This window comes from Streptomyces coeruleoprunus (assembly GCF_039542925.1).
Lineage (GTDB): Bacteria > Actinomycetota > Actinomycetes > Streptomycetales > Streptomycetaceae > Streptomyces > Streptomyces coeruleoprunus.
Window position 1 is genome coordinate 3316420 of sequence record NZ_BAABIT010000001.1, and the last position, 20559, is coordinate 3336978.

Here is a 20559-nt window from a genome sequence, read left to right on the forward strand (position 1 = left end):
GCTCTTCCCCAATGCCCCGTTTTGCGCGGCAGCACTCAGGGGCGACCGCAGAGACGCTTCCCACCAACTACCGGTTGCAGCAGGGGGAGCAGCATCGTCGAACATGCCATCGCCCCAGTTCAAGCAGTACAGGCCGAAGACTTTCACACAGGGCGTTCACAGATCCTACAAAGGTCCGCCGCTCAGTCCACCGCATATGCCGCTTCGCCCGCCGAGCGGCCCGCGGCGAGTCCCGCGGTGAGCTCCGCGGCGACGGACTCCGCGACCTGGGCGGTGTTCAGCGCGGCACCCTTGCGCAGGTTGTCGCCACACACGAAGAAGTCCAGGGCCCGGTCGTCGTCCAGCGACCGCCGTACGCGCCCGACCCAGGTGGGGTCGGTGCCCACGACGTCGGCGGGCGTCGGGAAGTCGCCGGCCGCGGGGTCGTCGTAGAGGACGACGCCCGGCGAGGTGGCGAGGATCTCGTGGGCCCGCTCCACGGTCACGGCGCGCTCGAAGCGGGCGTGCACGGAGACCGAGTGGGCGGTGACGACGGGGACGCGCACACAGGTGGCCGCGACACGCAGCCCCGGCAGGTCGAGGATCTTGCGGGTCTCGTCCCGGATCCGCAGCTCCTCCGACGACCAGCCGTCCTGCTGCGGCGTGCCCGACCACGGCACGACGTTGAGCGCGACCGGCCCGGCGAACGGCCCTGTGTCGTCGCCGACGGCACGCCGTACGTCGCCGGGCGTCGTACCCAGCCGCGTACCGGCGACCGTGGACAGCTGCTCGCGCAGGGCGGCGACCCCGGCCTGACCGGCGCCGCTGACGGCCTGGTACGCCGAGACGACCAGCTCGCTCAGCCCGAACTCGGCGTGCAGGGCGCCCACCGCGACGATCAGCGCGAGCGTGGTGCAGCCCGGACTGGCGACGATGCCCCGCGGCCGCACCCGCACCGCGTGCGGATTGATCTCGGGGACGACGAGCGGCACGTCCGGGTCCATCCGGAACGCGGCCGAGGCGTCGACGACCACGGCACCCTGCGCGGCGGCGATCGGCGCCCACCGGGCGGCGACGTCCTCCGGTACGAGGAACACCGCGACGTCCACGCCCCGCAGGGTGTCCTCGTCGAGCGCGAGGACCTCGCACTCCTCCCCGCGGACGGCCAGCTTGCGGCCGGCCGAGCGCGGGGAGGCGAGCAGGCGTATGTCGCCCCAGACGTCGGCGTGCTGCGACAGGATCTGGAGCATCACCGCGCCGGCGGCTCCGGTCGCACCGACGACCGCGAGCGCCGGCTTGCGGCTCATGACGGGCTCACCGCCCGGTGCCGCCGTAGACCACGGCCTCGGCCGACTCGCTGTCCAGCCCGAAGGCGGTGTGGACGGCGCGGACGGCCTCGTTGACGTCGTCGGCGCGGGTGACCACCGAGATGCGGATCTCCGAGGTGGAGATCAGCTCGATGTTCACACCGGCGTTGGACAGCGCCTCGAAGAAGGAGGCGGTGACGCCCGGGTTGGTCTTCATGCCGGCGCCGACGAGGGAGATCTTGCCGATCTGGTCGTCGTAGCGCAGCGACTCGAAGCCGATGGCGGCCTTCTGCTTCTCCAGGGCGTCGATGGCCTTGCGGCCCTCGGTCTTGGGGAGCGTGAAGGAGATGTCCGTCAGGCCGGTGGCGGCGGCCGAGACGTTCTGGACCACCATGTCGATGTTGATCTCGGCGTCCGCGATGGTGCGGAAGATCGCGGCGGCCTCGCCCGGCTTGTCGGGCACGCCGACGACGGTGATCTTCGCTTCGGAGGTGTCGTGGGCGACACCGGAGATGATGGCCTGCTCCACCGTGCGGTCCCCTCGCGGTTCGTTGCTGACCCACGTGCCCTGGAGCCCCGAGAAGGAGGAGCGGACGTGGATCGGGATGTTGTAACGGCGTGCGTACTCGACGCACCGGTGCAGCAGCACCTTGGAGCCGGAGCTGGCCAGCTCCAGCATGTCCTCGAAGGAGATCCAGTCGATCTTCCGGGCCTTCTTCACGACCCGCGGGTCGGCGGTGAAGACGCCGTCGACGTCCGTGTAGATCTCGCACACCTCGGCGTCCAGCGCCGCGGCGAGGGCCACGGCCGTGGTGTCCGAGCCGCCCCGGCCGAGGGTGGTGATGTCCTTCTTGTCCTGGGACACGCCCTGGAAGCCGGCGACGATGGCGATGTTGCCCTCGTCGAGCGCGGTGCGGATGCGGCCCGGCGTGACATCGATGATGCGCGCTTTGTTGTGGACCGAGTCGGTGATGACGCCTGCCTGGCTGCCCGTGAACGACTGGGCCTCGTGGCCCAGGTTTTTGATCGCCATCGCCAGCAGGGCCATGGAGATCCGCTCTCCGGCGGTCAGCAGCATGTCGAACTCACGCCCCGCAGGCATCGGCGATACCTGCTCGGCGAGATCGATCAGCTCGTCCGTCGTGTCGCCCATCGCGGAAACCACGACGACCACCTGGTGGCCGTTCTTCTTGGCTTCGACGATTCGCTTGGCGACGCGCTTGATGCCCTCGGCATCGGCAACGGAGGAGCCTCCGTACTTCTGCACGACAAGGCCCACGTGCGCTCCTCGCTCGTTCCGTTTGCGGTCGGCTCAGTCTAACGAGCGACCGGGAAACCCCCGCAGGATGTCACATCGTGAGATGTCCCGCTCATTCAGTGATCACCCGCGGCGCCCCGGCCGCTCGGCCGGAACCTGCCCCGCTCAGGGAGCGGTACGCGGAATGTGGGGCGGGTCACTCAGGAAGCGGCGCAGCTCCTGGGTGAACCCGTCCGCGCCGTACACCGCCTCGCACTCGGCGAGCAGGGCGGTGGCGAGCTCGCGGGCGGCGTCCGCCCGCCCGGACACGTGGACGATCAGGACAAGGGCGGCACGCGCCCCGAAGGCGAGCAGCGAGGTGGGCCCCTCCCGTTCGGCGAGCTTCTCCGCTCTTCGTTCCGCCAAACGGATCGCCGCGTCGGTCCGGCCTGCGTCGAGACACTCCTGGATCAGCCGGCCGTCGTGGTCGTGGAGCACTTCCCTCGGGGCGTCCGCCAAGGCCTGATGGAGGGTTCGGAGAGCTGCTTCGTCCCCGAGGCGGGCGGCCGGCAGGGCGTTCTTGGCCTTGTGGAGGGCCATGTCGTGCAGCATCGCGGTCGCGTACCTGCGGGCCTGGCGGGTACGTGCGTCGTCCGCGCCGAAGGCTCGCTCATGGCCCGCCAGCGTGTCCCTGACGATGGCCGTGGCCCGGTCGGCGTCCTCGGTCCGGAGGAGCATCGCGAGAAGCCACCCGAGGTTGAGGCGCGCCTCCGAGTCCGGCCCCTGGTGCCTTTCCAGACCGGCGCTCGCGCGCTCGCCCAGCGCGAGCGCCCGCCGGCCGGAGAACAGGTACATCACCGTGGCCGCCGCGGCCAGCACGATGGCCGTCTTCTCGCTGTCCGTGGCCGGATCGGCGCTCGACACCAGCGCCTCCATGTGCCCCGCCCAGGCCCGGCGGTCCTGCGGTGGCGCGGCCTGCAAGTTCTCGCCGCACCTGGCCAACAGGTCCACCGCCGTCTCCCGCCCCTCCTCCACCAGCTCCCCCCGCCGATGCGGATCCTCCTCATCAGCCGTCCTCGCCACCGCCTGCACCAGCCGGTGCACGGACAGCGTGCCGTCGGCGTGTGACGTGATCATGCTGTGGGCGACCAGGCGGCGAACAGCCTCCGTCACCTCGGGTGGGCTGCCGAGCGGCGCCAGGTACGCGCGGGGGATGCCGTTCGCGTCCCACCACGCGAGGACCCGCAGGATCGTGCCCGCGAGCGGGGTGTCGGCCAGCCGGTCCAGGGTCACGCGCCACACCCGGGCGACGGCCCGCCGCTCGTCGGCCCCCTCCGGGATGCCCGCGAGGACGGCGGCCGGATGGCCTGCGAGCAGGTCGAGGTACGCGCGCGGCCCGATGCCCGCCTCCACGCAGTACGCCGCCGCCTGCTCGACCGCGAGGGGCAGGCAGCCCAGCTCGTGGCACAGATCCGAGACGCCGTCCCGCACGCCCCGGTGGATGCCGGTGAACAGCCGGACGGCCTCCGGCAGCGTGAGCACGTCGAGAGCGAGCGTGCGGGCGATGCCGTGCCAGCCGGTGGCGCGTCTGGTCGTGATCAGGAACCGGCCGCGCCGGGCGCGGTCCAGCAGGGGTCGGACGTCGGCCGGGTCGGAGACGTTGTCCAGCACCAGCAGCCACCCGTCGTGCGCCGACAGCCACTGCACGGCCCGTTCCCGCAGGGCCTCCTGCGGGAGTACCGCCGCGAGGACGGGCTGCATCGCGGCGGCCAGCGCGGCGAGCCCCGCTTCGAGGGCGGCCGGCGTCTCGGCGTCGATCCACCACACCGGGTCGTGGTCGTCCATCCGGGTCGCCGCCCAGCGCGCCGCGAGCGTGGACTTGCCGATGCCGCCGAGCCCGTGCACCGCCTGCACGACGACCCCGGTGGAGGTGGCGAACGCCGCGTCCAGCGCGGCGAGTTCGCCCCGGCGACCGACGAACTCGCCGGTGCGGCCCGGCAGGTGCACCAGACCGGGCGGACATTCGGCGGGGGCCAGGGCCTCGGGCGGCAGCAGCGTGGCGTGGTCCACGTGCGTGAGGAAGTCGCCGGTGTTGACCCAGCCGATGTCGCCGCCGGCGGCCGCCGAGCGGTCTCCCGACGCCGAGGTCACGCGTCCCCCGTCGACGCGCTGCCGATGTCGCCGCCCGCCGCGACGGAGCGGTCGCCCGAAGCGGTGACGGGACCACGCGCCCGTGCCCCGCCGCAAGGTGGCGGCGAAGGTGCCGGGCCCACCGGGGCGTTGTCGCCGGTCGATACGGCCCCGATGCCGCCGCCCGCGGCGACGGAACGCTCACCGGACGCCACGACAGAGGTGCCACCCGCACCGGTCGATCTGCCGCCGAACTGCCCGTACAGCGCGACCGCCACACCGGCCAGTGCCAGGATCGCGCCACACACGCTCGCGATCTGGTCCGCCCGGCCCAAGTCGGCGACGGCGACGGCCACGAGGGCCGTCACGCCGAGGCCCCCGAGCACTCCGCCCGTCCACAGCCAGACCTTCATACGAGCATCATGACGCTCCGGGCCCCCGCCGCGCCGGGATGTACGCCAAGCCGTGCGCCCCGGGTTCCCCCGCCCTGGCGACCTCCAGGGTCGTCACCACCTCCGGGGCGGCCAGGTCCACCACCGTGACCGTGCTCGACGAGACCGCCGAGACGTACGCGTACCGTCCGTCCGGCGACGACGTGATCGTCAGCGGGAAGGCCCCCACGGGCACCCGGCCCCGCTCGCGCGTCCCGCCCGGCTCGTAGAGGTGCAGCACGCCCGGCACCTGGGCGCCGAGCGCCGATCCGCCCGCCGAGAACCGCAGTTCGCCGGCCAGGACGAGGCCCGCCGTCGTCACGTGCACGGGGAAGACGTACCCCTCGGTGGCGAGCGTACGGACCACCCGGCCGCTGTCCGTGTCGATCACCCGCACGCCCGCGTCCCGCACCTCCGCGGACCCGAAGTCGCCCTTCGGCGCGGCGACATACACGTACCGCCCGTCCGGCGAGACCGCGATGCCCTCACTGCCCGGCACCTCGATCCGGCCCGCCGCACCGCCCGTCTCCAGGTCGACCACCGAGACGAACGGCGCCTCCTTGTTGGCCGCGTACGCGCGGCGGCCGTCCGGCGTGATGGCGAACCAGTGCGGCCCCGGCGCCCCGACGGGCACGCGACGCACCGTCTTCCGCGTCTCCGGGTCCACGGCGACCAGCGCGCCAGGCTCTCCCTCGACGCTCACCCACACCAGGTCCCGTACGGGGTCCAACAGGACGCCGTGCGGCGCCTGTTCGGGTGCGAGGTCGATCACGTCGAGCACCCGGCGGGCGTCCGGGTCGATGACGACCAGCTCCCGGGCCCGGCCGGTGTGGGCGTGGTAGTAGCCGGAGCGGTAGGTGATCGTGCAGTACAGCAGGCGTCGCCGGGGGTCGAAGCAGAGTTCGTGGGGCTCGCTCGGTACGTCGAGGACGTCCAGGGGCTCGTACGTCACCGCGTCGAAGAAGGTCACGGTGGGGCCGCTCTGGCTGACGACCGCGAGGAGGCCGGTGTTCGTGGTGTCGGTCATGCCCTCAGCCTGGGAGGGCGTGAGCATTGACTCCAGTGCAATGCCGGCAAGGTGTCATTGTGCTGAGAGGAAAGCTTCTGGTGGACCCCGGCGCGGGCGGGGCGGCCGGTGATCGGAGTCACATCGTGGAATCGCTCGACCTGAACCTGCTGGTGGCGCTGGACGCCCTGCTGGAGGAGGGCAGCGTCACCGGCGCCGCCGCGCGCCTGCATGTCTCCGCCCCCGCGATGAGCCGCACGCTGGGCCGGATCCGCAAGGCCCTCGGCGACCCCGTGCTCGTCCGCGCGGGCCGGGGGCTGGTGCCGACGCCCCGCGCCGTCGAGCTGCGCCCGCGCGTCAGCGCGCTGGTGCGCGAGGCGCGTGGCCTGCTCGGCCCGGGGCCGACCACGGATCCGGCGGCGTTCACGCGGGCGTTCGGCGTGCAGGCGAGCGATCCGCTGCTCGGGCGGATCGCGCCGCGGCTGCTTGCCGCCGCGGCCCGTGAAGCTCCGGGGGTGACGCTGCGGTTCCTGCCGGAGACGCTGGAGGGCACCACGGCCCTGCGGGACGGGGTGCTCGATCTGGAGGTCGGCGTGATCGGTCACGCGGACCCGGAGACGCGGGTGGAGCCGCTGGGCGAGAGCCGTCTCCTCGGTGTCGTACGTCCCGGGCACCCGCTGGCGCGTTCGGCCCGGCCCGGCGTGCGGGCCTTCGCGGCGGCCGACCACATCGGGGTGTCGCGGCAGGGGAGGGTACGGGGGCCCGTGGACGACGCGCTCGCCGCGCGGGGGCTGCGGCGGCGGGTGGCGGCGGTCGTGCCCAGCTGGTCCACGGCGCTGCTGCTGTGCCGGGACGCGGACCTGGTGTGCCTCACGCCGGAGGACATCGCGGGGCACTGGCCCCAGGCGCTGGGGCTGCACACCTTCGAGGTGCCGCTGCCGCTGCCACGGCTTGCGGTGGCGATGGCGTGGCATCCCCGCAACGATGCCGACCCGGCGCACGGGTGGCTGCGGGCCCAGGTGCGGAGGGCGTGGGGCTCCTGAGGGCCGGGTCGGGGTGCGGGGCCCGGGAGGGGCCGCGCCGGGAACGGCGGCGTCGGCCCACAGCGGCGGAACCGCGGCCGGCACAGGCGCCCCGCCGGAAGCGGCTACTTGCGGGTGTGGAGGCCCAAGGGGCCCGCGATCTCCTGGGCCATGACGCGGCCCGCCTCCTCCGCCAGGTCCTCGTCCGCGACGTCCTCGTCCGTGTCGAGGCCGTCCAGCGCCTCCAGCGGCTGGTCCAGACGGACGTGGGCGACCAGGGACTGGAGGGCGCGGAGGGTCGCGGAGGCGGTGGGGCCCCAGTTGGAGAAGTACGAGAACTGCCACCACCACAGCGCCTCGGACGTCCGGCCCGCGCGGTAGTGGGCCAGGCCGTGGCGGAGGTCCATGATGATGTCGGCCAGGTTGTCGGAGATCCGGAACGGGACCGGCGCCTTGCGCGGCTCGTACGGGTCGAAGACCTCCGAGAAGACGTCCACCGGGTCGAGGAGCGCCGCGAAGCGCTCGCGCAGGTCGTCGACGTCGAGGTCCGGACCCGTGTCCGGCTCGTAGCGCTCGTCGGGCACGATGTCCTCGTGCGCGCCGAGCCGCCCGCCGGCCAGCAGCAGCTGCGAGACCTCCAGCAGGAGGAACGGGATGGCGCTGTCGGGCTCGTCGCCCTTGGCCACTTCCGTGGTGGCCACGATGAAGGACTCGATCGAGTCGGCGACCTGGACCGCGAAGCTGTCCGGGTCCAGCGAGTGCGCGTGCAGTGTGGCGTCAGACATCGAGGAGTCGTCTCCCTTCGAACGCTCGCCCGAGGGTGACCTCGTCGGCGTATTCCAGGTCTCCGCCAACGGGCAGCCCGCTGGCAAGGCGCGTGACCTTCAGGCCCATGGGCTTGACCATCCGCGCCAGGTACGTCGCGGTGGCCTCCCCCTCCAGGTTCGGGTCGGTCGCCAGGATCAGCTCGGTGACCGTCCCGTCCGCGAGGCGGGCCAGCAGCTCACGGATCCGCAGGTCGTCGGGGCCGACGCCCTCGATCGGGCTGATCGCGCCGCCGAGCACGTGGTACCGCCCCCGGAACTCGCGCGTCCGCTCGATGGCGACGACGTCCTTGGGCTCCTCGACCACACAGATGACCGCGTCGTCCCGGCGCGGGTCACGGCAGATGCCGCACCGCTCCTCCTGGGCGACGTTGCCGCAGACCGCGCAGAACCGGACCTTCTCCTTGACCTCCAGCAGGGCCTGGGCGAGCCGGCGGACGTCCGTGGGCTCGGCCTGGAGGATGTGGAAGGCGATCCGCTGGGCGCTCTTGGGCCCGACGCCGGGCAGCCTGCCCAGTTCGTCGATCAGGTCCTGAACCACGCCTTCGTACAACGGAACGCCTCTCCGGGAGTGCAGTCTTGATGCCTACGGTAGTTGCTGGGGGTGCGCCGCAGAAGTGTCGGCGCCCGCCCGGAACGTGCCTCAGAAGGGCAGGCCGGGCACCCCGCCGAGACCCTGCGCCAGCGGGCCGAGCTTCTGCTGCTGGAGCTGCTGCGCGTTCTCGTTCGCGGCCTGCACGGCCGCGACGATCAGGTCGGCCAGGGTCTCCGTGTCCTCCGGGTCGACCGCCTTGGGGTCGATGACCAGGCCCCGCAGCTCGCCGGCGCCGGTGACCGTGGCCTTCACCAGGCCGCCGCCGGCCTGGCCGTCGACCTCCGTCCCGGCCAGCTCCTCCTGCGCCCGCGCGAGGTCCTGCTGCATCTTCTGGGCCTGCTGGAGCAGCTGCTGCATGTTGGGCTGGCCACCACCGGGGATCACGGTCACTCCTGGCACGTCGACGACGAATGTTTCGGTACGGCCGAGCCTACGTGGTCCCCGGGCAGCGCGCCCCACGCAGACCGATGCACTCGTTCGAGTGAAGGTCGGGCGCGCCCTCTACCTGATCACGCCCCTCTTGCGGGCGGAAATCCCGCGATTTCGCGCCCCCGGACCACCATTCGGCGGTAGGAAGGGGCTGCACATCGGGCACACCCCACGCACCGGCAGCCCGGACATCATCGGACCGCACGCAGAGCAGACACTCACCGCAGGCAGAGCAGAAGCAGAGCAGAAAACGAGTCACCGTACATCACCGCACGTCACGCATTGTCACGCAGAGCGCAGAGGAGTGCCCCGGTGAGCCAGCCGGAGATGCAGCCCGGGGGGCCCGCCCGGGGGGAGGATCTGACCGGACGGCCGTTCCCGCTCGGTGACTGGGGCGAGCCGGCCGAGCGGCTGCACGAGCTCTACCGCTGGGTCGAGTCGAACGCGCTGCGGACGGCCGACTGGTACCTCGCCGACCGGGTGTGGAAGCGCCGCGGCGCCCGCGCCCTGCGGTCCGGTACGGCGCTGGGCGCGGTCCTGGGGGCCGCGCTGCCGCTCCTCGACCTGACGGACGCCCTGGACGGCGCGGCGGGCTGGGGCTATCTGTCGCTGCTGCTCGCCGCCGCGTGCATGGCCTGCGACCGGTACTTCGGGCTGACGTCCGGCTGGATGCGGGACGTGGCGACCGCGCAGGCGGTGCAGCGGCGTCTCCAGGCCCTCCAGTTCGACTGGGCGTCGGAGAGCGTACGGGAGGTGCTGGGCCCCACGGAGGGCACGGCGGGCGAGGCGGCGGAGCGCTGCCTGGGGGTGCTGCGGCGGTTCACGGAGGACGTGACGGACCTGGTCCGGGCCGAGACGGCCGACTGGATGGTGGAGTTCCGCTCGGGCCCGGCGCCCCTGGTGACCCAGTCCCTGAACGCGCCCATGGCCCGGCAGGAGACGGGGGGCGGGCCGGTGCCGGGAGGCCGTTTCCCGCTCCCCCCGGCTGCCCGCCCGAACATGCCGCGCCAGCGCCCTCCCGAGCCGCGCTGAGCCCCGGCGAAACGATCACGGGGCCACCCGGTCGGCCCGGACGGCTCAGCTGAAGATGATCATTGAGCCCTGGCCCAGGCTGCGGGTCGCCGCCGCGTGGAGGCCCAGCCAGACGTGGCGCTCCCGCGCGAAGGGGCTGTCGTCGTACGGGACGGGGGCGGCCGGCTCCTCCAGCGACGTCGGGCGCTGCGGCGGCGCCGGGGCGGCCGGGGGGTTCGCGGGGTCGATCCCGATGGACGGGGCGACGAACTCCAGCTCACGCAGCAGGCCCTGCGCCGAGCCGAGCGGGCCGCCGCCCGCCAGCAGCTCCTCGGTGGAGAGCGGGGCGGGGAAGTCGACCGGCACGTAGGCGCCCGCGTGGTCGTAGTGCCAGACCAGGTGGGACTGCTGGGCCGTCGCCTCGAACATCTCCAGCAACTGCTCGTAGTCGCCGCCCAGTTCGTCGACGGGCGTGACGGCGAGACCGCAGAGCTGCAGCAGGTAGGCACGGCGCAGGAAGTGCAGGGCGTCGTAGTCGAAGCCGGCGACGGGCGCGACGTCGCCCGACAGGCCCGGCATGTAGGCGAAGACCGGGACGGTCGGGAGCCCCGACCCGGTCAGGGCGCGGTCGTACGCGGCGATCTCTTCGGCGAAGGGGTTGTCGGGGCTGTGGCACAGCACGTCGACAAGGGGGACCAGCCACAGGTCACAGGCCAACGTTGACTCGCTCTCGGATCGGGGCGTCGGCGGCGTCGGCTCAGACTAGTGCTGACGCGCCCTGGCTCGGACGTGGGCTCAGTGATACCCGGCGGCGCGGGGGACGAAGCGGCAAAGGGGGCCGCTGCGGCGGCCGTTCGCCGGAAGCCCCTTCGTACAACCCCTTTCCTAAGCCCTTGTCGAACTCGGCGGAGAGCCATAGCCTGTCGCCCGGCCGACCGAAGGGGATCACGGATGAGGCGCACGTCCCGCGACATTCGCACCGCCAATCGCTATGACGTGCTGCGGCGGATCATCGCCGCGTCCCCGGTGTCCCGGCAGGAGGTGGCCGCGGCGACCGGGCTGAGTCTCGCCACCGTCGCCACTCTCGTCGGCGAGCTGCTCGACCTCGGCATGCTGACGGAGGTCGGCTTCGAGGACTCCGACGGCGGCCGCCCGCGTGGCCTGATCGCGGTCGACGCGGCCGGCGGCGCGCTCATCGGCGTCGACGTCGCCGAGACGTACGTCCACGTGGAGCTGTTCGACCTCGCGCTGAACGTGCTGGCCCGCGCCGACGAGGAGCTGCGGCCCGCCGACAGCCGCCCCGAAGAGGTCGTCGCGCACATCGCGGACGCCGTCCGCTCGGTCGTCGAGCAGTCCGGTGTGCCCGACGAACGGGTCCTGGGCGTCGGCGTCAGCATGCCCGGCCAGGTGGACCGCGAGGGCGGCGTCTCGGTGTACGCGCCGAACTGGGACTGGCACGACGTGCCGTTGCTGGACCTGCTGGCCGAGCGGGTGCCGTACCCGCTGTACCTCGACAATCCGCTGCGCGCCTGCACCGTCGCGGAGCTGTGGTTCGGCGCCGCGCGCGGCCGCGAGGACGTCGTCGTGGTCAACCTCGGCACCGGTGTCGGCGCGGGCCTCGCCCTCGGCGGCGCCCTGCACCGCGGCATCACCAACAGCGCCGGCGAATGGGGCCACACCACGCTCGTCCTGGACGGGCGGCCCTGCCACTGCGGCAACCGCGGCTGCGTCGAGACGTACGTGGGCGCGCCCGGCATCATGCAGAACCTCCGCGAGCTGAGCCCGCACAGCCCGCTGCTGCACCCCGACGACCAGACGGCCACCATCGCCGCGCTCGCGGCCGCCGTCGCCGAGGGCGACCACGTGGCCGTGGCCGCGCTCCAGGAGACCGCGCGCTGCCTGGGCGCTGCGGTCGCCGACCTGGTGAACCTGCTCAACCCCGAGATGATCGTGCTCAGCAGCTGGGTCGCCGCGCGCCTCGGCCAACCGCTCCTCCACGCGGTACGCGAGCAGGTCGCCCGGCACGCGCTGCGCCGGCCGCTCGACGCCGTCGAGATCGTGCTGTCGCCCATCCCCTCCGACCCGGTGAGCCTCGGCGCGGCGACGTTCGCGCTGAAGGGGGCGCTCGCCTCGGTCGGCCAGAAGACCGCGGGCCGCAGCGCCACCGCCCGCCGCACGAACGGCGCCGCCGGCACCCCCGCGGGTGTCGCCCCGAGCACCACAGCAAGGACCGTTCGCAGCACACCCTCTTGATGACGAAGGGTTGCCCATGGACCGCCTCACCGGTGCCCCACCCCGTATACGCCTCGCCCTCGGCAGCGGGGCCGCCGCTCTCGCCCTGACCGGGACGCTGCTCGGCGCCGCGCCCGCCGTCACGGCGGCCGGCCCCGTACCCGCCGAGGTGTCGCCGCACGCGGCACAGACCATCGACAACATCGGCGCCTCGGGCGCCTGGTGGCCCAACGACCTGGCCCGGTTCTCGCCGGACGTCCAGGCACGGGCCGCGGCGCTGCTGTTCTCGGCCGACGGCCTCGACCTCTCCTCGTACCGCTACAACATCGGCGGCGGGGGCACCGGGGTGACGACGCCCGAGCGGGCGCCCGAGGACTTCCTCGCCGCCGACGGGTCGTACGACTGGAACCGCGACAAGGGCGGGCGGACGTTCCTCCGGTACGCCGCGCAGTACGGTGTCGAGGACCTGATCGGCTTCGTCAACAGCGCGCCCGCCGAGTGGACCACCAACGGCAAGAGCTGCGGCGGCCACCTCAAGGCCGAGCGCGAGCGGGACTTCGCCGGATACGTCGCCGACGTGACCGCCCACTTCCGCGCGCAGGGCGTCAAGCTGGACTACATCAGCCCGTTCAACGAGCCGACCAACAGCTTCGACAGCTGCGGCCAGGAGGGCATGCTCGTCGACGTCGCGCAGCGCGACGACATCGTGCGGGCGGTCGGCGCCGCGCTGGAGTCCCGCACCGCCACCCGCGCCACCGGCATCATCGCGGACGAGTCCAGCAGCACCGACGGGTTCAACCGCGAGGTGCCGCAGTGGCTCGCCCAGCCCGGGACCGCGCGGTACGTCGACAAGCTCGCCCACCACACGTACAACAACCCGGGAGACGGCTCGCTGGCGCAGATCGGCGAGGTGTCGAGGACCTTCGGCAAACAGCCCTGGGCCACCGAGATCTGCTGCTTCGGCAAGGGCGGCACGGGCTGGAACAAGGAGTACGACCCGACCATCGACAACGCCCTGCTGATGTCCCGGATCATCTACAAGGACTTCGCCACGGCGCACGACTCGGCGTTCCACTGGTGGACCGCCCTGTCCAACAAGACCGGGGTCGACCCGGCGACGGGCGCCGCCGAGAAGAACGACCTCGGCTGGAACGACGGGCTCATCTACTACGACGAGAACTACGCCACGACCGGGAACCAGAAGCTGTACATGACGAAGCGGTACTACGCGCTCGGGCAGTACAGCAAGTTCGTGAAGCCCGGGGCGGTGGCCCACAACGTGACCGGGGCGCCGGCCGGGGTGGAGGTCACGGCGTACGACCACAACGGACGCTGGGTCGTCGTGGTCAACAACCACAACACCACGGCCACCGAGCTGGCCCTGCACTTCAACAGCAAGGCGGGCGCGCTGAAGCCGCAGCGTGCCGTGCGGACATCGGCGACGGAGAACTGGGCGCCGGCCGCGGCGCCCGTCGTTCACGGCTCCACCGTCTCCTCGACGCTCCCGGCGCGGTCCATCACCACGTACGTGCTCGGGCAGAGCGGGGACGATGGGGCGGAGGCCCTGGCGGGGGCGCTCCAGGGGCAGCACTCGGGCAAGTGCCTCGCGGCGGACGGTTCGTCCGCGTGGATCGCCTCGTGCGAGGCGGGCTCCTGGTCCTACGACCGGTCGGGTGCGCTGCGCGCGGGCGACGGGCGGTGCCTGGCGCCTGTGGGCGGGGCGCTGGGGCTCGCCGCGTGCTCGGGGGCGCCCGAGGAGCGCTGGCTGCTGAACGCCAACGGGCAGGTGGTCCATGAGGCGAGCGGACGGTGCCTGGACGTGAACGGCTGGGACACGGCACAGGGCACACGCGTGGGCCTCTGGACTTGCACGGGCGGATCCAACCAGACCTGGACGCGGGTGTAGCCCCACGGGCGGGCGGTCCCACCCACCCAACCCCCACCGGGGGAGAGCCGCCCGACGACGGGACGGGGGTGGACCGGGGGTCGCGCGCGCAGGATTGGCGACGCTGGGACGCCTCGCTCTCACGGGCCCCGCACGAGCCAATCTGAGCACGTGACCCCCGGGCCGCACCCGGACCCACCCACCATCGTGGCGCGCGCCAGGGGTGGGCCCTCAGGCCGAGGGGCCGTTCCTGCTGTGCCCACCCGTTCCTCCCCCAAGGACTACGTCCAGGGGGGACCCCCATGCGGAACGACTGCCCACAGCAGGAACGGCGCGACAGCGCCACAGCAGGAACGGCGGCACCGGCACGCCGGCCCACAACGGCAGCACTGCGGCGGCAGCCTCAACGGTGCCTGGGCAGCCGGTTGTTCGGGTTGCCGAACAGGGAGGGCAAACGCTTGCGCGGACTTCGTCCGACCCCTTGCCGAAGGGTTTTCCTATGGCTAACGTCCCGCACCACGCAGGGCGTCAGTGAGCCGCCGACAAGACAAGGAACTCACCATGCGGGCTTCGAATCAGTGGGACCGGCGCAGTGTGCTGCGGGCCGCCGGAGGGATCGCCGCGCTCGGCGCCCTCGCCGCGTGCGGCTCCAACAACGGCCGTTCGGGCGGGAGCGGTTCGGGGAAGGAGCTGACGCAGTACTTCCACGCGTACGGCGAACCCGGCACGCAGGAGGCCCTCAAGCGCTACGCGAAGGGCTTCGGCAAGGCGGACGTCAGAACGCAGTGGATCACCGGCGACAACTTCGAGAACAAGCTGTTCTCCGCGCTGCTCTCCTCCGACGCCCCGGACGTCTTCGAGTTCCACCCGCAGGTCCACATGGTGAGGGCCGGCCAGATCCTCCCACTCGACGACATCATCGAGCCGGTGAAGGCCGACTTCAACGCCGCCGACATCGCCTCGCACACCGTGGACGGCAAGGTCTGGGGCGTGCGGATGATCGACGACCCGCAGTTCTTCTTCTACCGCAAGTCCCTGCTGGAGAAGGCCGGCATCGCCCCGCCGCAGACCCTCGACGAGCTGATCGAGGCCGCGGCCAAGCTCACCACCGACAAGGTCAAGGGCGTCTTCCTCGGCAACAAGCTGCACGCGATCGTCCGGCCCCTGATCTGGGCGTCCGGCGCGGACACGCTGGACGAGAAGAACCGCATCGCGTACCACACCGACCAAGTCGCCGCGAACCTCGGCAAGTTGCGCACGCTGTTCACCAGCGGCCACCAGCTCCTCGACGCGCCCTCCGACTTCTGGGACCCGTCCGCGCTCGTCCAGGGCCTCACGGCGATCCAGTGGTGCGGCATGTGGGCCATGCCCGCGATGCAGCAGGCGCTCGGCGACGACCTGGGAGTCTTCCCGTTCCCGTCGGCGGCGCCCGGCGCCGAGCCGGCCGTCTACAACGGCGGCTGGTCGATGTTCGTCAGCTCCAAGGCCAAGGACAAGGACCTGGCCAAGGAGTACGTCAAGTGGCTGTGGATCGACCAGAAGCAGCACCAGGAGGACTGGGCGCTCAGCTACGGCTTCCACATACCCCCGCGCACATCGATCGCGAACTCGGCGGAGAAGCTGAAGAGCGGGCTGCCCGCCGAGGGCGTGCGGCTGTTCAACGAGTTCGGCCACTTCGACAACCCCATGTGGACCCAGGCGATGATCGTCGCCCATGAGGACGTCATGGCCGACTGCGTGCGCAGCGACATGGCTCCCGAGGCGGCGCTCGACAAGGCCGACAAGAAGGTCGAGGACGAGCTGCGGAAGCTGTCGTGACCGCCACGCGCACCGTGCGCGGGCGCACGCTCGCCTTCTGGATGTTCACGGGGCCCTTCCTGGCCGGCCTGATCGTCTTCGTCTACATCCCGATCGGGTGGAGCGCGTGGCTCAGCTTCTTCGAGGCGCGCTCCACCGTCACCCCCACCGAGTTCGTCGGGTTCGCGAACTACGTGGACATGCTGACCGACGGCGACTTCATGACGAGCCTCGGCACCTTCACCGTCTTCGCGGCGATCGTCGTCCCGGTCACCTGGGCGGTGTCGCTGGGCCTGGCGCTGCTGGTGCACCGGCTCCGCTTCATGAAGGCGTTCTTCCGGTCGGTGTTCTTCCTGCCGACGGCGGTCAGCTTCGTCGCGGCGAGCCTCATCTGGAAGATGTCGATCTTCAGCGGGGTGCGGTTCGGCCTGGCCAACACCGTGCTGAACCTCTTCGGCGTCGACAGCGTCGCCTGGCTCGCCTCGCCGGACCCGCCGTGGTACTGGCTGGTGATCGTCACCGTACGGCTGTGGCTCCAGTCCGGGTTCTACATGATCCTGTTCCTGGCGGCGCTCCAGAACATCCCCGCCGAGCTGTACGAGGCGGCGGCCATCGACGGCGCCAAGCGGGGTTGGCAGACGTTCCGGTACATCACGCTGCCCCAGCTGCGGGCCACGTCCACGGCCGTGATCCTGCTGCTGCTCATCGCCGCGTACCAGGCGTTCGACGAGTTCTACAACCTGCTGGCGAAGACCACCTGGGGCCGGCCACCGCTCGTGGAGCTGTACCAGACCGCGCTCGGTGAGAACCAGGACTACGGGCGGGGCAGTGCGGGCGCGCTGATCCTGACCGCTCTCATCTGCGCCGTGACGCTGCTCCAGGGCAGGCTGCTCGGCTTCGGCCGCGGGGAGGGGGAGCGATGACCGCACCGAACGGACGGAGGAGGGGCGTTGCCGGGAACGCCGGGCTGTACACCGCCGCCGGCGTCTGCGCCGTGCTGTTCCTGATCCCCTTCTACCTGATCGTCCGCAACGCCCTGGCCACGGATGCGGAGATCACCGGCGAGGAGTGGCGGTTCTTCCCCGCCGAGATCCAGTGGGGCAACATCACCGAGCTGTTCACCGACCCGACCGTGCCGTTCGGCCGGTCCCTGGTGAACTCCGCCGTCATCGGCGTGCTGCACACCCTGGGCACCCTGCTGGTGTGCTCGCTCGCCGGGTACGGGCTCGCCCGCATCCCGTACAAGCACGCCAACAAGGTGTTCTCGCTGGTGCTGCTGACGCTGATGGTCCCGGCGGCCGTCACGTTCGTCCCGAGCTTCGTCCTCGTGTCGTCGCTCGGCTGGGTGTCGTCCCTGCGCGGACTGATCATCCCGGGCCTGTTCAGCGGCTTCACGTGCTTCCTCTTCCGCCAGTACTTCCTCGGCTTCCCGAAGGAGCTGGAGGAGGCGGCGCGCGTGGACGGGCTCGGCTACTTCGGCGCGTACTGGCGCGTCGTCGTGCCGAACTCGCTGAACTTCTTCGCCGCGATCGCGGTGATCACGTTCGTCAGCGGCTGGAACGCCTTCCTGTGGCCGCTGGTCATCGGCCAGGACCAGGAGGCGTGGACCGTCCAGGTCGCCCTGTCCTCGTACATGACCAATCAGACCGTCAACTTCCATCTGATCTTCATGGCCACCGCCATTTCCATCCTGCCCCTGGTCCTGGTCTTCGTCTTCCTCCAGCGCTGGCTGGTGCAGGGCGTCGCGCAGACCGGCATCAAGGGCTGACCGAGGAGACCGATGACCACGTCGTACGAGCCCGCCCCGCCCTATCACGAGGACGTGTCGCCCGGCAGCGGCGCGCTGCCGCCGCGCGCCTGGTACGCCTCGTCCGACGCCGCGCGCCTGTCGCTGAACGGGACGTGGCGGCTGCGGCTGTCGCCCACCGCCGACGCGGAGGACGACGCGTTCGCCCGCCCCGGCTTCGACACCGGCGGCTGGGACGAGGTGGCGGTGCCGGGGCACTGGGTCCTCCAGGGCCACGGGGCACCCGCCTACACCAACACGCTGTACCCGTTCCCGGTGGACCCGCCCCGCGTGCCGACCGAGAACCCGACGGGCGACCACGTGCGGGTCTTCGACCTGCCGGACGGCTGGCCCGGGGACGGCGAGGCGCTGCTGCGCTTCGAGGGCGTGGAGTCGTGCGCCCGGGTCTGGCTGAACGGGGAGGAGCTGGGCGAGTTCAAGGGCAGCCGGCTGCCGCACGAGTTCGCGGTGGGCGCGCTGCTGAAGCCGGCGGGGAACGTGCTGGCGGTGCGGGTGCACCAGTGGTCGTCGGGCTCCTACCTGGAGGACCAGGACCAGTGGTGGCTGCCGGGCATCTTCCGGGACGTGACGCTGCTGCACCGGCCGGACGGCGCTGCGGGCGACTTCTTCGTGCACGCCGCGTACGACCACCGCAGCGGGCAGGGGACGCTGCGGGTCGACTCCGCCGTGCCGGGCCGGGTCCTCGTCCCCGAGCTGGGCGTCGACGCCGCCACGGGCGAGCCGGTGACCGTGCCGGTCCGCCCGTGGACGGCGGAGACCCCAGAGCTGTACGCGGCCGAGCTGGTGACCGCCGGGGAGCGGGTGCCGCTGCGGATCGGGTTCCGCAGCGTGTACGTCGAGGACGGCGTCATCAAGGTCAACGGCCGGCGGATCCTGTTCCGCGGCGTCAACCGGCACGAGTTCCACCCGGAGCACGGCCGGGCGGTCGACGCGGACACCATGCGCGCGGACCTGCTGCTGATGAAGCGGCACAACATCAACGCCGTCCGCACCTCCCACTACCCGCCGCACCCCGCGTTCCTGGACCTCTGCGACGAGCTGGGCTTCTGGGTCATCGACGAGTGCGACCTGGAGACGCACGGCTTCGTCGACCTCGGCTGGCGCCGCAACCCGGTCGACGACGAGCGCTGGACCCCGGCGCTGCTGGACCGGGCCGCGCGCATGGTGGAACGCGACAAGAACCACCCGTCGGTGCTGATGTGGTCGCTGGGCAACGAGTGCGGCACGGGCGCCGGCCTGACCGCCATGGCCGAGTGGATCCGTGAGCGCGACCCGGACCGGCTGGTCCACTACGAAGGCGACCTGTCGTGCGCGGACACCGACGTCTACTCCCGCATGTACGCCGACCACGCCGAGGTGGAGCTGATCGGCCGCCGCGAGGACCCGGGCCCGGAGGCCCGCCGCGCCCTGCCGTTCATCCTCTGCGAGTACGCGCACGCGATGGGCAACGGGCCGGGTGGACTGGCCGACTACCAGCGGCTGTTCGAGACCTACGAGCGCTGCCAGGGCGGGTTCGTGTGGGAGTGGATCGACCACGGCTTCACGCACCCCGAGCTGGGCTGCGCGTACGGCGGTGACTTCGGCGAGGAGCTGCACGACGGCAACTTCGTCTGCGACGGCCTCGTGTTCCCCGACCGCACCCCCTCCCCCGGCCTCGTCGAGTACAAGAAGGTCGTCGAGCCGGTACGCATCGAGGGCGACGGCCCGGGCGGCACCGTCCGCGTCACCAACCTGCACGACTTCGCCGACCTGTCGCACCTGGCGTTCGTCTGGTCGTACGAGGTGGACGGGCGGACCGTCGCCGACGGCGCCCTGGCGGCGGGACCCGACGTGGCGGGCCTGCCGCCCGGGGCCTCGGCGGAGCTGAAGCTGCCCGCCCCTTCCACCTCCGGGGAGCACGCGGAGACCCAGTGGACGGTCCGGGCCCTGCTCGCCGAGGACACCGCGTGGGCGCCGAAGGGCCACTGCGTGGCGTGGGGCCAGCTGCCCGTGGACACCCCGCCCGCGCCGCCCGCCCCGGCCGGCGCCGCCCCGCACCGCGGCGAGCGGCTGATCACCCTCGGCCCCGCCTCCTTCGACGCCCGCACCGGCGCCCTGCGCACGGTCGGCGCCGTGGACGTCGCCGACCTGCGGCTCGACGTGTGGCGCGCCCCCACCGACAACGACCTGGGCGCGCCCTGGCAGCCGGACGACCGGATCGGGCTGCGCTGGCGGGAGCTGGGCCTGCACCGCACGCACGAGCGGCTGGACGCCGTCGACCTGACGGGTGACGGGCTCGTCGTCCGCACCCGCGTCGCGCCCGCCGCCACGGACCTGGGGCTGCTCACCACGTACACCTGGACGGCGTCCGAGGACCGGCTGCGGCTCACCGTGTCGGTCGTCCCCGACGGCGAGTGGAACGTGCCGCTGCCCCGGCTCGGCATCCGCTTCGGCCTGCCGGCCGCGTACGGCGAGGCCCGGTGGTTCGGCGGCGGGCCCGGCGAGGCGTACCCCGACACGCGGGCCGCGTCGATGCTCGGCCTGTGGTCGGCGTCCGTGGACGAGCTGCACACCCCGTACGTCCGGCCGCAGGAGAACGGCGCCCGCGCGGACGTGCGCCGGCTGCGGCTCGACGGCGGCGCCACGGCCCTGGAGGTGACGGGCGAGCCGCCGTTCTGGTTCAGCGCCCGCCGCTGGACGTCCGAGGAACTGGATGCCGCCACCCACCGCACCGACCTGGTGCCCGGCGACACGGTGTGGGTTCACCTCGACCACGCCCAGCACGGCATCGGCTCCCAGTCCTGCGGGCCGGGGGTGCTGCCGCGGTACCGGCTGGAGGCGGCTCCGGCGCGCTTCTCCTTCACCTTCTCGTCCCGCTCGGAGTGACC

17 protein-coding genes are annotated in these 20559 nt (G+C 72.3%); 8 read left to right on the forward strand and 9 right to left on the reverse strand.

Going from position 1 to position 20559, the window contains the following annotated elements:
* Positions 1–182: 182 nt before the first annotated feature.
* From ABEB09_RS14550 to ABEB09_RS14570, 5 genes are all read right to left on the reverse strand, one after another.
* Complete coding sequence (locus ABEB09_RS14550) at positions 183–1286, reverse strand: aspartate-semialdehyde dehydrogenase (RefSeq protein WP_345690328.1); 1104 nt, start codon at positions 1284–1286, stop codon at positions 183–185.
* A 7-nt stretch (positions 1287–1293) separates the two neighbouring features.
* Positions 1294–2565 (reverse strand): aspartate kinase, encoded by a 1272-nt coding sequence (locus ABEB09_RS14555; protein WP_345690329.1) that lies wholly within the window; start codon positions 2563–2565, stop codon positions 1294–1296.
* 144 nt (positions 2566–2709) lie between these two features.
* Positions 2710–4674 carry an NB-ARC domain-containing protein gene (locus ABEB09_RS14560; RefSeq protein ID WP_345690330.1) on the reverse strand — a complete coding sequence of 655 codons (1965 nt, stop codon included), beginning with the start codon at positions 4672–4674 and terminating at the stop codon, positions 2710–2712.
* Positions 4671–5066: a hypothetical protein gene (locus ABEB09_RS14565; protein ID WP_345690331.1), complete on the reverse strand. Its 396-nt coding sequence runs from the start codon at positions 5064–5066 to the stop codon at positions 4671–4673. The genes ABEB09_RS14560 and ABEB09_RS14565 overlap by 4 nt, the downstream gene beginning before the upstream one ends.
* Before the next feature lie 7 nt (positions 5067–5073).
* Positions 5074–6111, reverse strand: coding sequence for a YncE family protein (locus ABEB09_RS14570; RefSeq protein ID WP_345690332.1), 1038 nt, complete (start codon positions 6109–6111; stop codon positions 5074–5076).
* Positions 6112–6236: 125 nt separating this feature from the next.
* Here ABEB09_RS14570 and ABEB09_RS14575 point away from each other — a divergent pair, with 125 nt between their 5' ends.
* A complete protein-coding gene (locus ABEB09_RS14575) occupies positions 6237–7133 on the forward strand; it encodes a LysR family transcriptional regulator (protein ID WP_345690333.1) in 897 nt (298 codons plus the stop codon).
* Positions 7134–7237: 104 nt separating this feature from the next.
* Here ABEB09_RS14575 and ABEB09_RS14580 read toward each other — a convergent pair whose 3' ends face one another.
* The 3 genes from ABEB09_RS14580 to ABEB09_RS14590 form a co-directional block, all read right to left on the reverse strand.
* Positions 7238–7897 carry a DUF5063 domain-containing protein gene (locus ABEB09_RS14580; RefSeq protein WP_345690334.1) on the reverse strand — a complete coding sequence of 220 codons (660 nt, stop codon included), beginning with the start codon at positions 7895–7897 and terminating at the stop codon, positions 7238–7240.
* Positions 7890–8489: a recombination mediator RecR gene (gene recR, locus ABEB09_RS14585; protein ID WP_345690335.1), complete on the reverse strand. Its 600-nt coding sequence runs from the start codon at positions 8487–8489 to the stop codon at positions 7890–7892. The genes ABEB09_RS14580 and recR overlap by 8 nt, the downstream gene beginning before the upstream one ends.
* Before the next feature lie 90 nt (positions 8490–8579).
* Entirely contained in the window at positions 8580–8915 is a 336-nt protein-coding gene (locus ABEB09_RS14590) for a YbaB/EbfC family nucleoid-associated protein (protein ID WP_345690336.1), read from the reverse strand.
* A 357-nt stretch (positions 8916–9272) separates the two neighbouring features.
* Between ABEB09_RS14590 and ABEB09_RS14595 the strand changes: the two genes are divergently transcribed.
* Complete coding sequence (locus ABEB09_RS14595; protein ID WP_380839383.1) at positions 9273–9992, forward strand: SLATT domain-containing protein; 720 nt, start codon at positions 9273–9275, stop codon at positions 9990–9992.
* A 45-nt stretch (positions 9993–10037) separates the two neighbouring features.
* Here ABEB09_RS14595 and ABEB09_RS14600 read toward each other — a convergent pair whose 3' ends face one another.
* Positions 10038–10688: a hypothetical protein gene (locus ABEB09_RS14600; protein WP_345690337.1), complete on the reverse strand. Its 651-nt coding sequence runs from the start codon at positions 10686–10688 to the stop codon at positions 10038–10040.
* Between the two features lie 234 nt (positions 10689–10922).
* On the opposite strand from ABEB09_RS14600, the gene ABEB09_RS14605 reads away from it, so the two are divergent.
* From ABEB09_RS14605 to ABEB09_RS14630, 6 genes are all read left to right on the forward strand, one after another.
* Positions 10923–12224, forward strand: coding sequence for an ROK family transcriptional regulator (locus ABEB09_RS14605; protein WP_345690338.1), 1302 nt, complete (start codon positions 10923–10925; stop codon positions 12222–12224).
* Between the two features lie 16 nt (positions 12225–12240).
* Positions 12241–14109 (forward strand): glycoside hydrolase, encoded by a 1869-nt coding sequence (locus ABEB09_RS14610; RefSeq protein WP_345690339.1) that lies wholly within the window; start codon positions 12241–12243, stop codon positions 14107–14109.
* Positions 14110–14649: 540 nt separating this feature from the next.
* Complete coding sequence (locus tag ABEB09_RS14615) at positions 14650–15906, forward strand: ABC transporter substrate-binding protein (protein ID WP_345690340.1); 1257 nt, start codon at positions 14650–14652, stop codon at positions 15904–15906.
* Positions 15907–15947: 41 nt separating this feature from the next.
* On the forward strand, positions 15948–16808 hold the full coding sequence (locus ABEB09_RS14620; protein WP_345693940.1) for a carbohydrate ABC transporter permease: 861 nt from the start codon (positions 15948–15950) through the stop codon (positions 16806–16808).
* Entirely contained in the window at positions 16805–17653 is an 849-nt protein-coding gene (locus tag ABEB09_RS14625; RefSeq protein ID WP_345690341.1) for a carbohydrate ABC transporter permease, read from the forward strand. Before ABEB09_RS14620 ends, ABEB09_RS14625 begins: the two co-directional genes overlap by 4 nt.
* Positions 17654–17665: 12 nt before the next feature.
* Positions 17666–20557 carry a glycoside hydrolase family 2 TIM barrel-domain containing protein gene (locus ABEB09_RS14630; protein WP_345690342.1) on the forward strand — a complete coding sequence of 964 codons (2892 nt, stop codon included), beginning with the start codon at positions 17666–17668 and terminating at the stop codon, positions 20555–20557.
* The last annotated feature ends 2 nt before the right edge of the window (positions 20558–20559 follow it).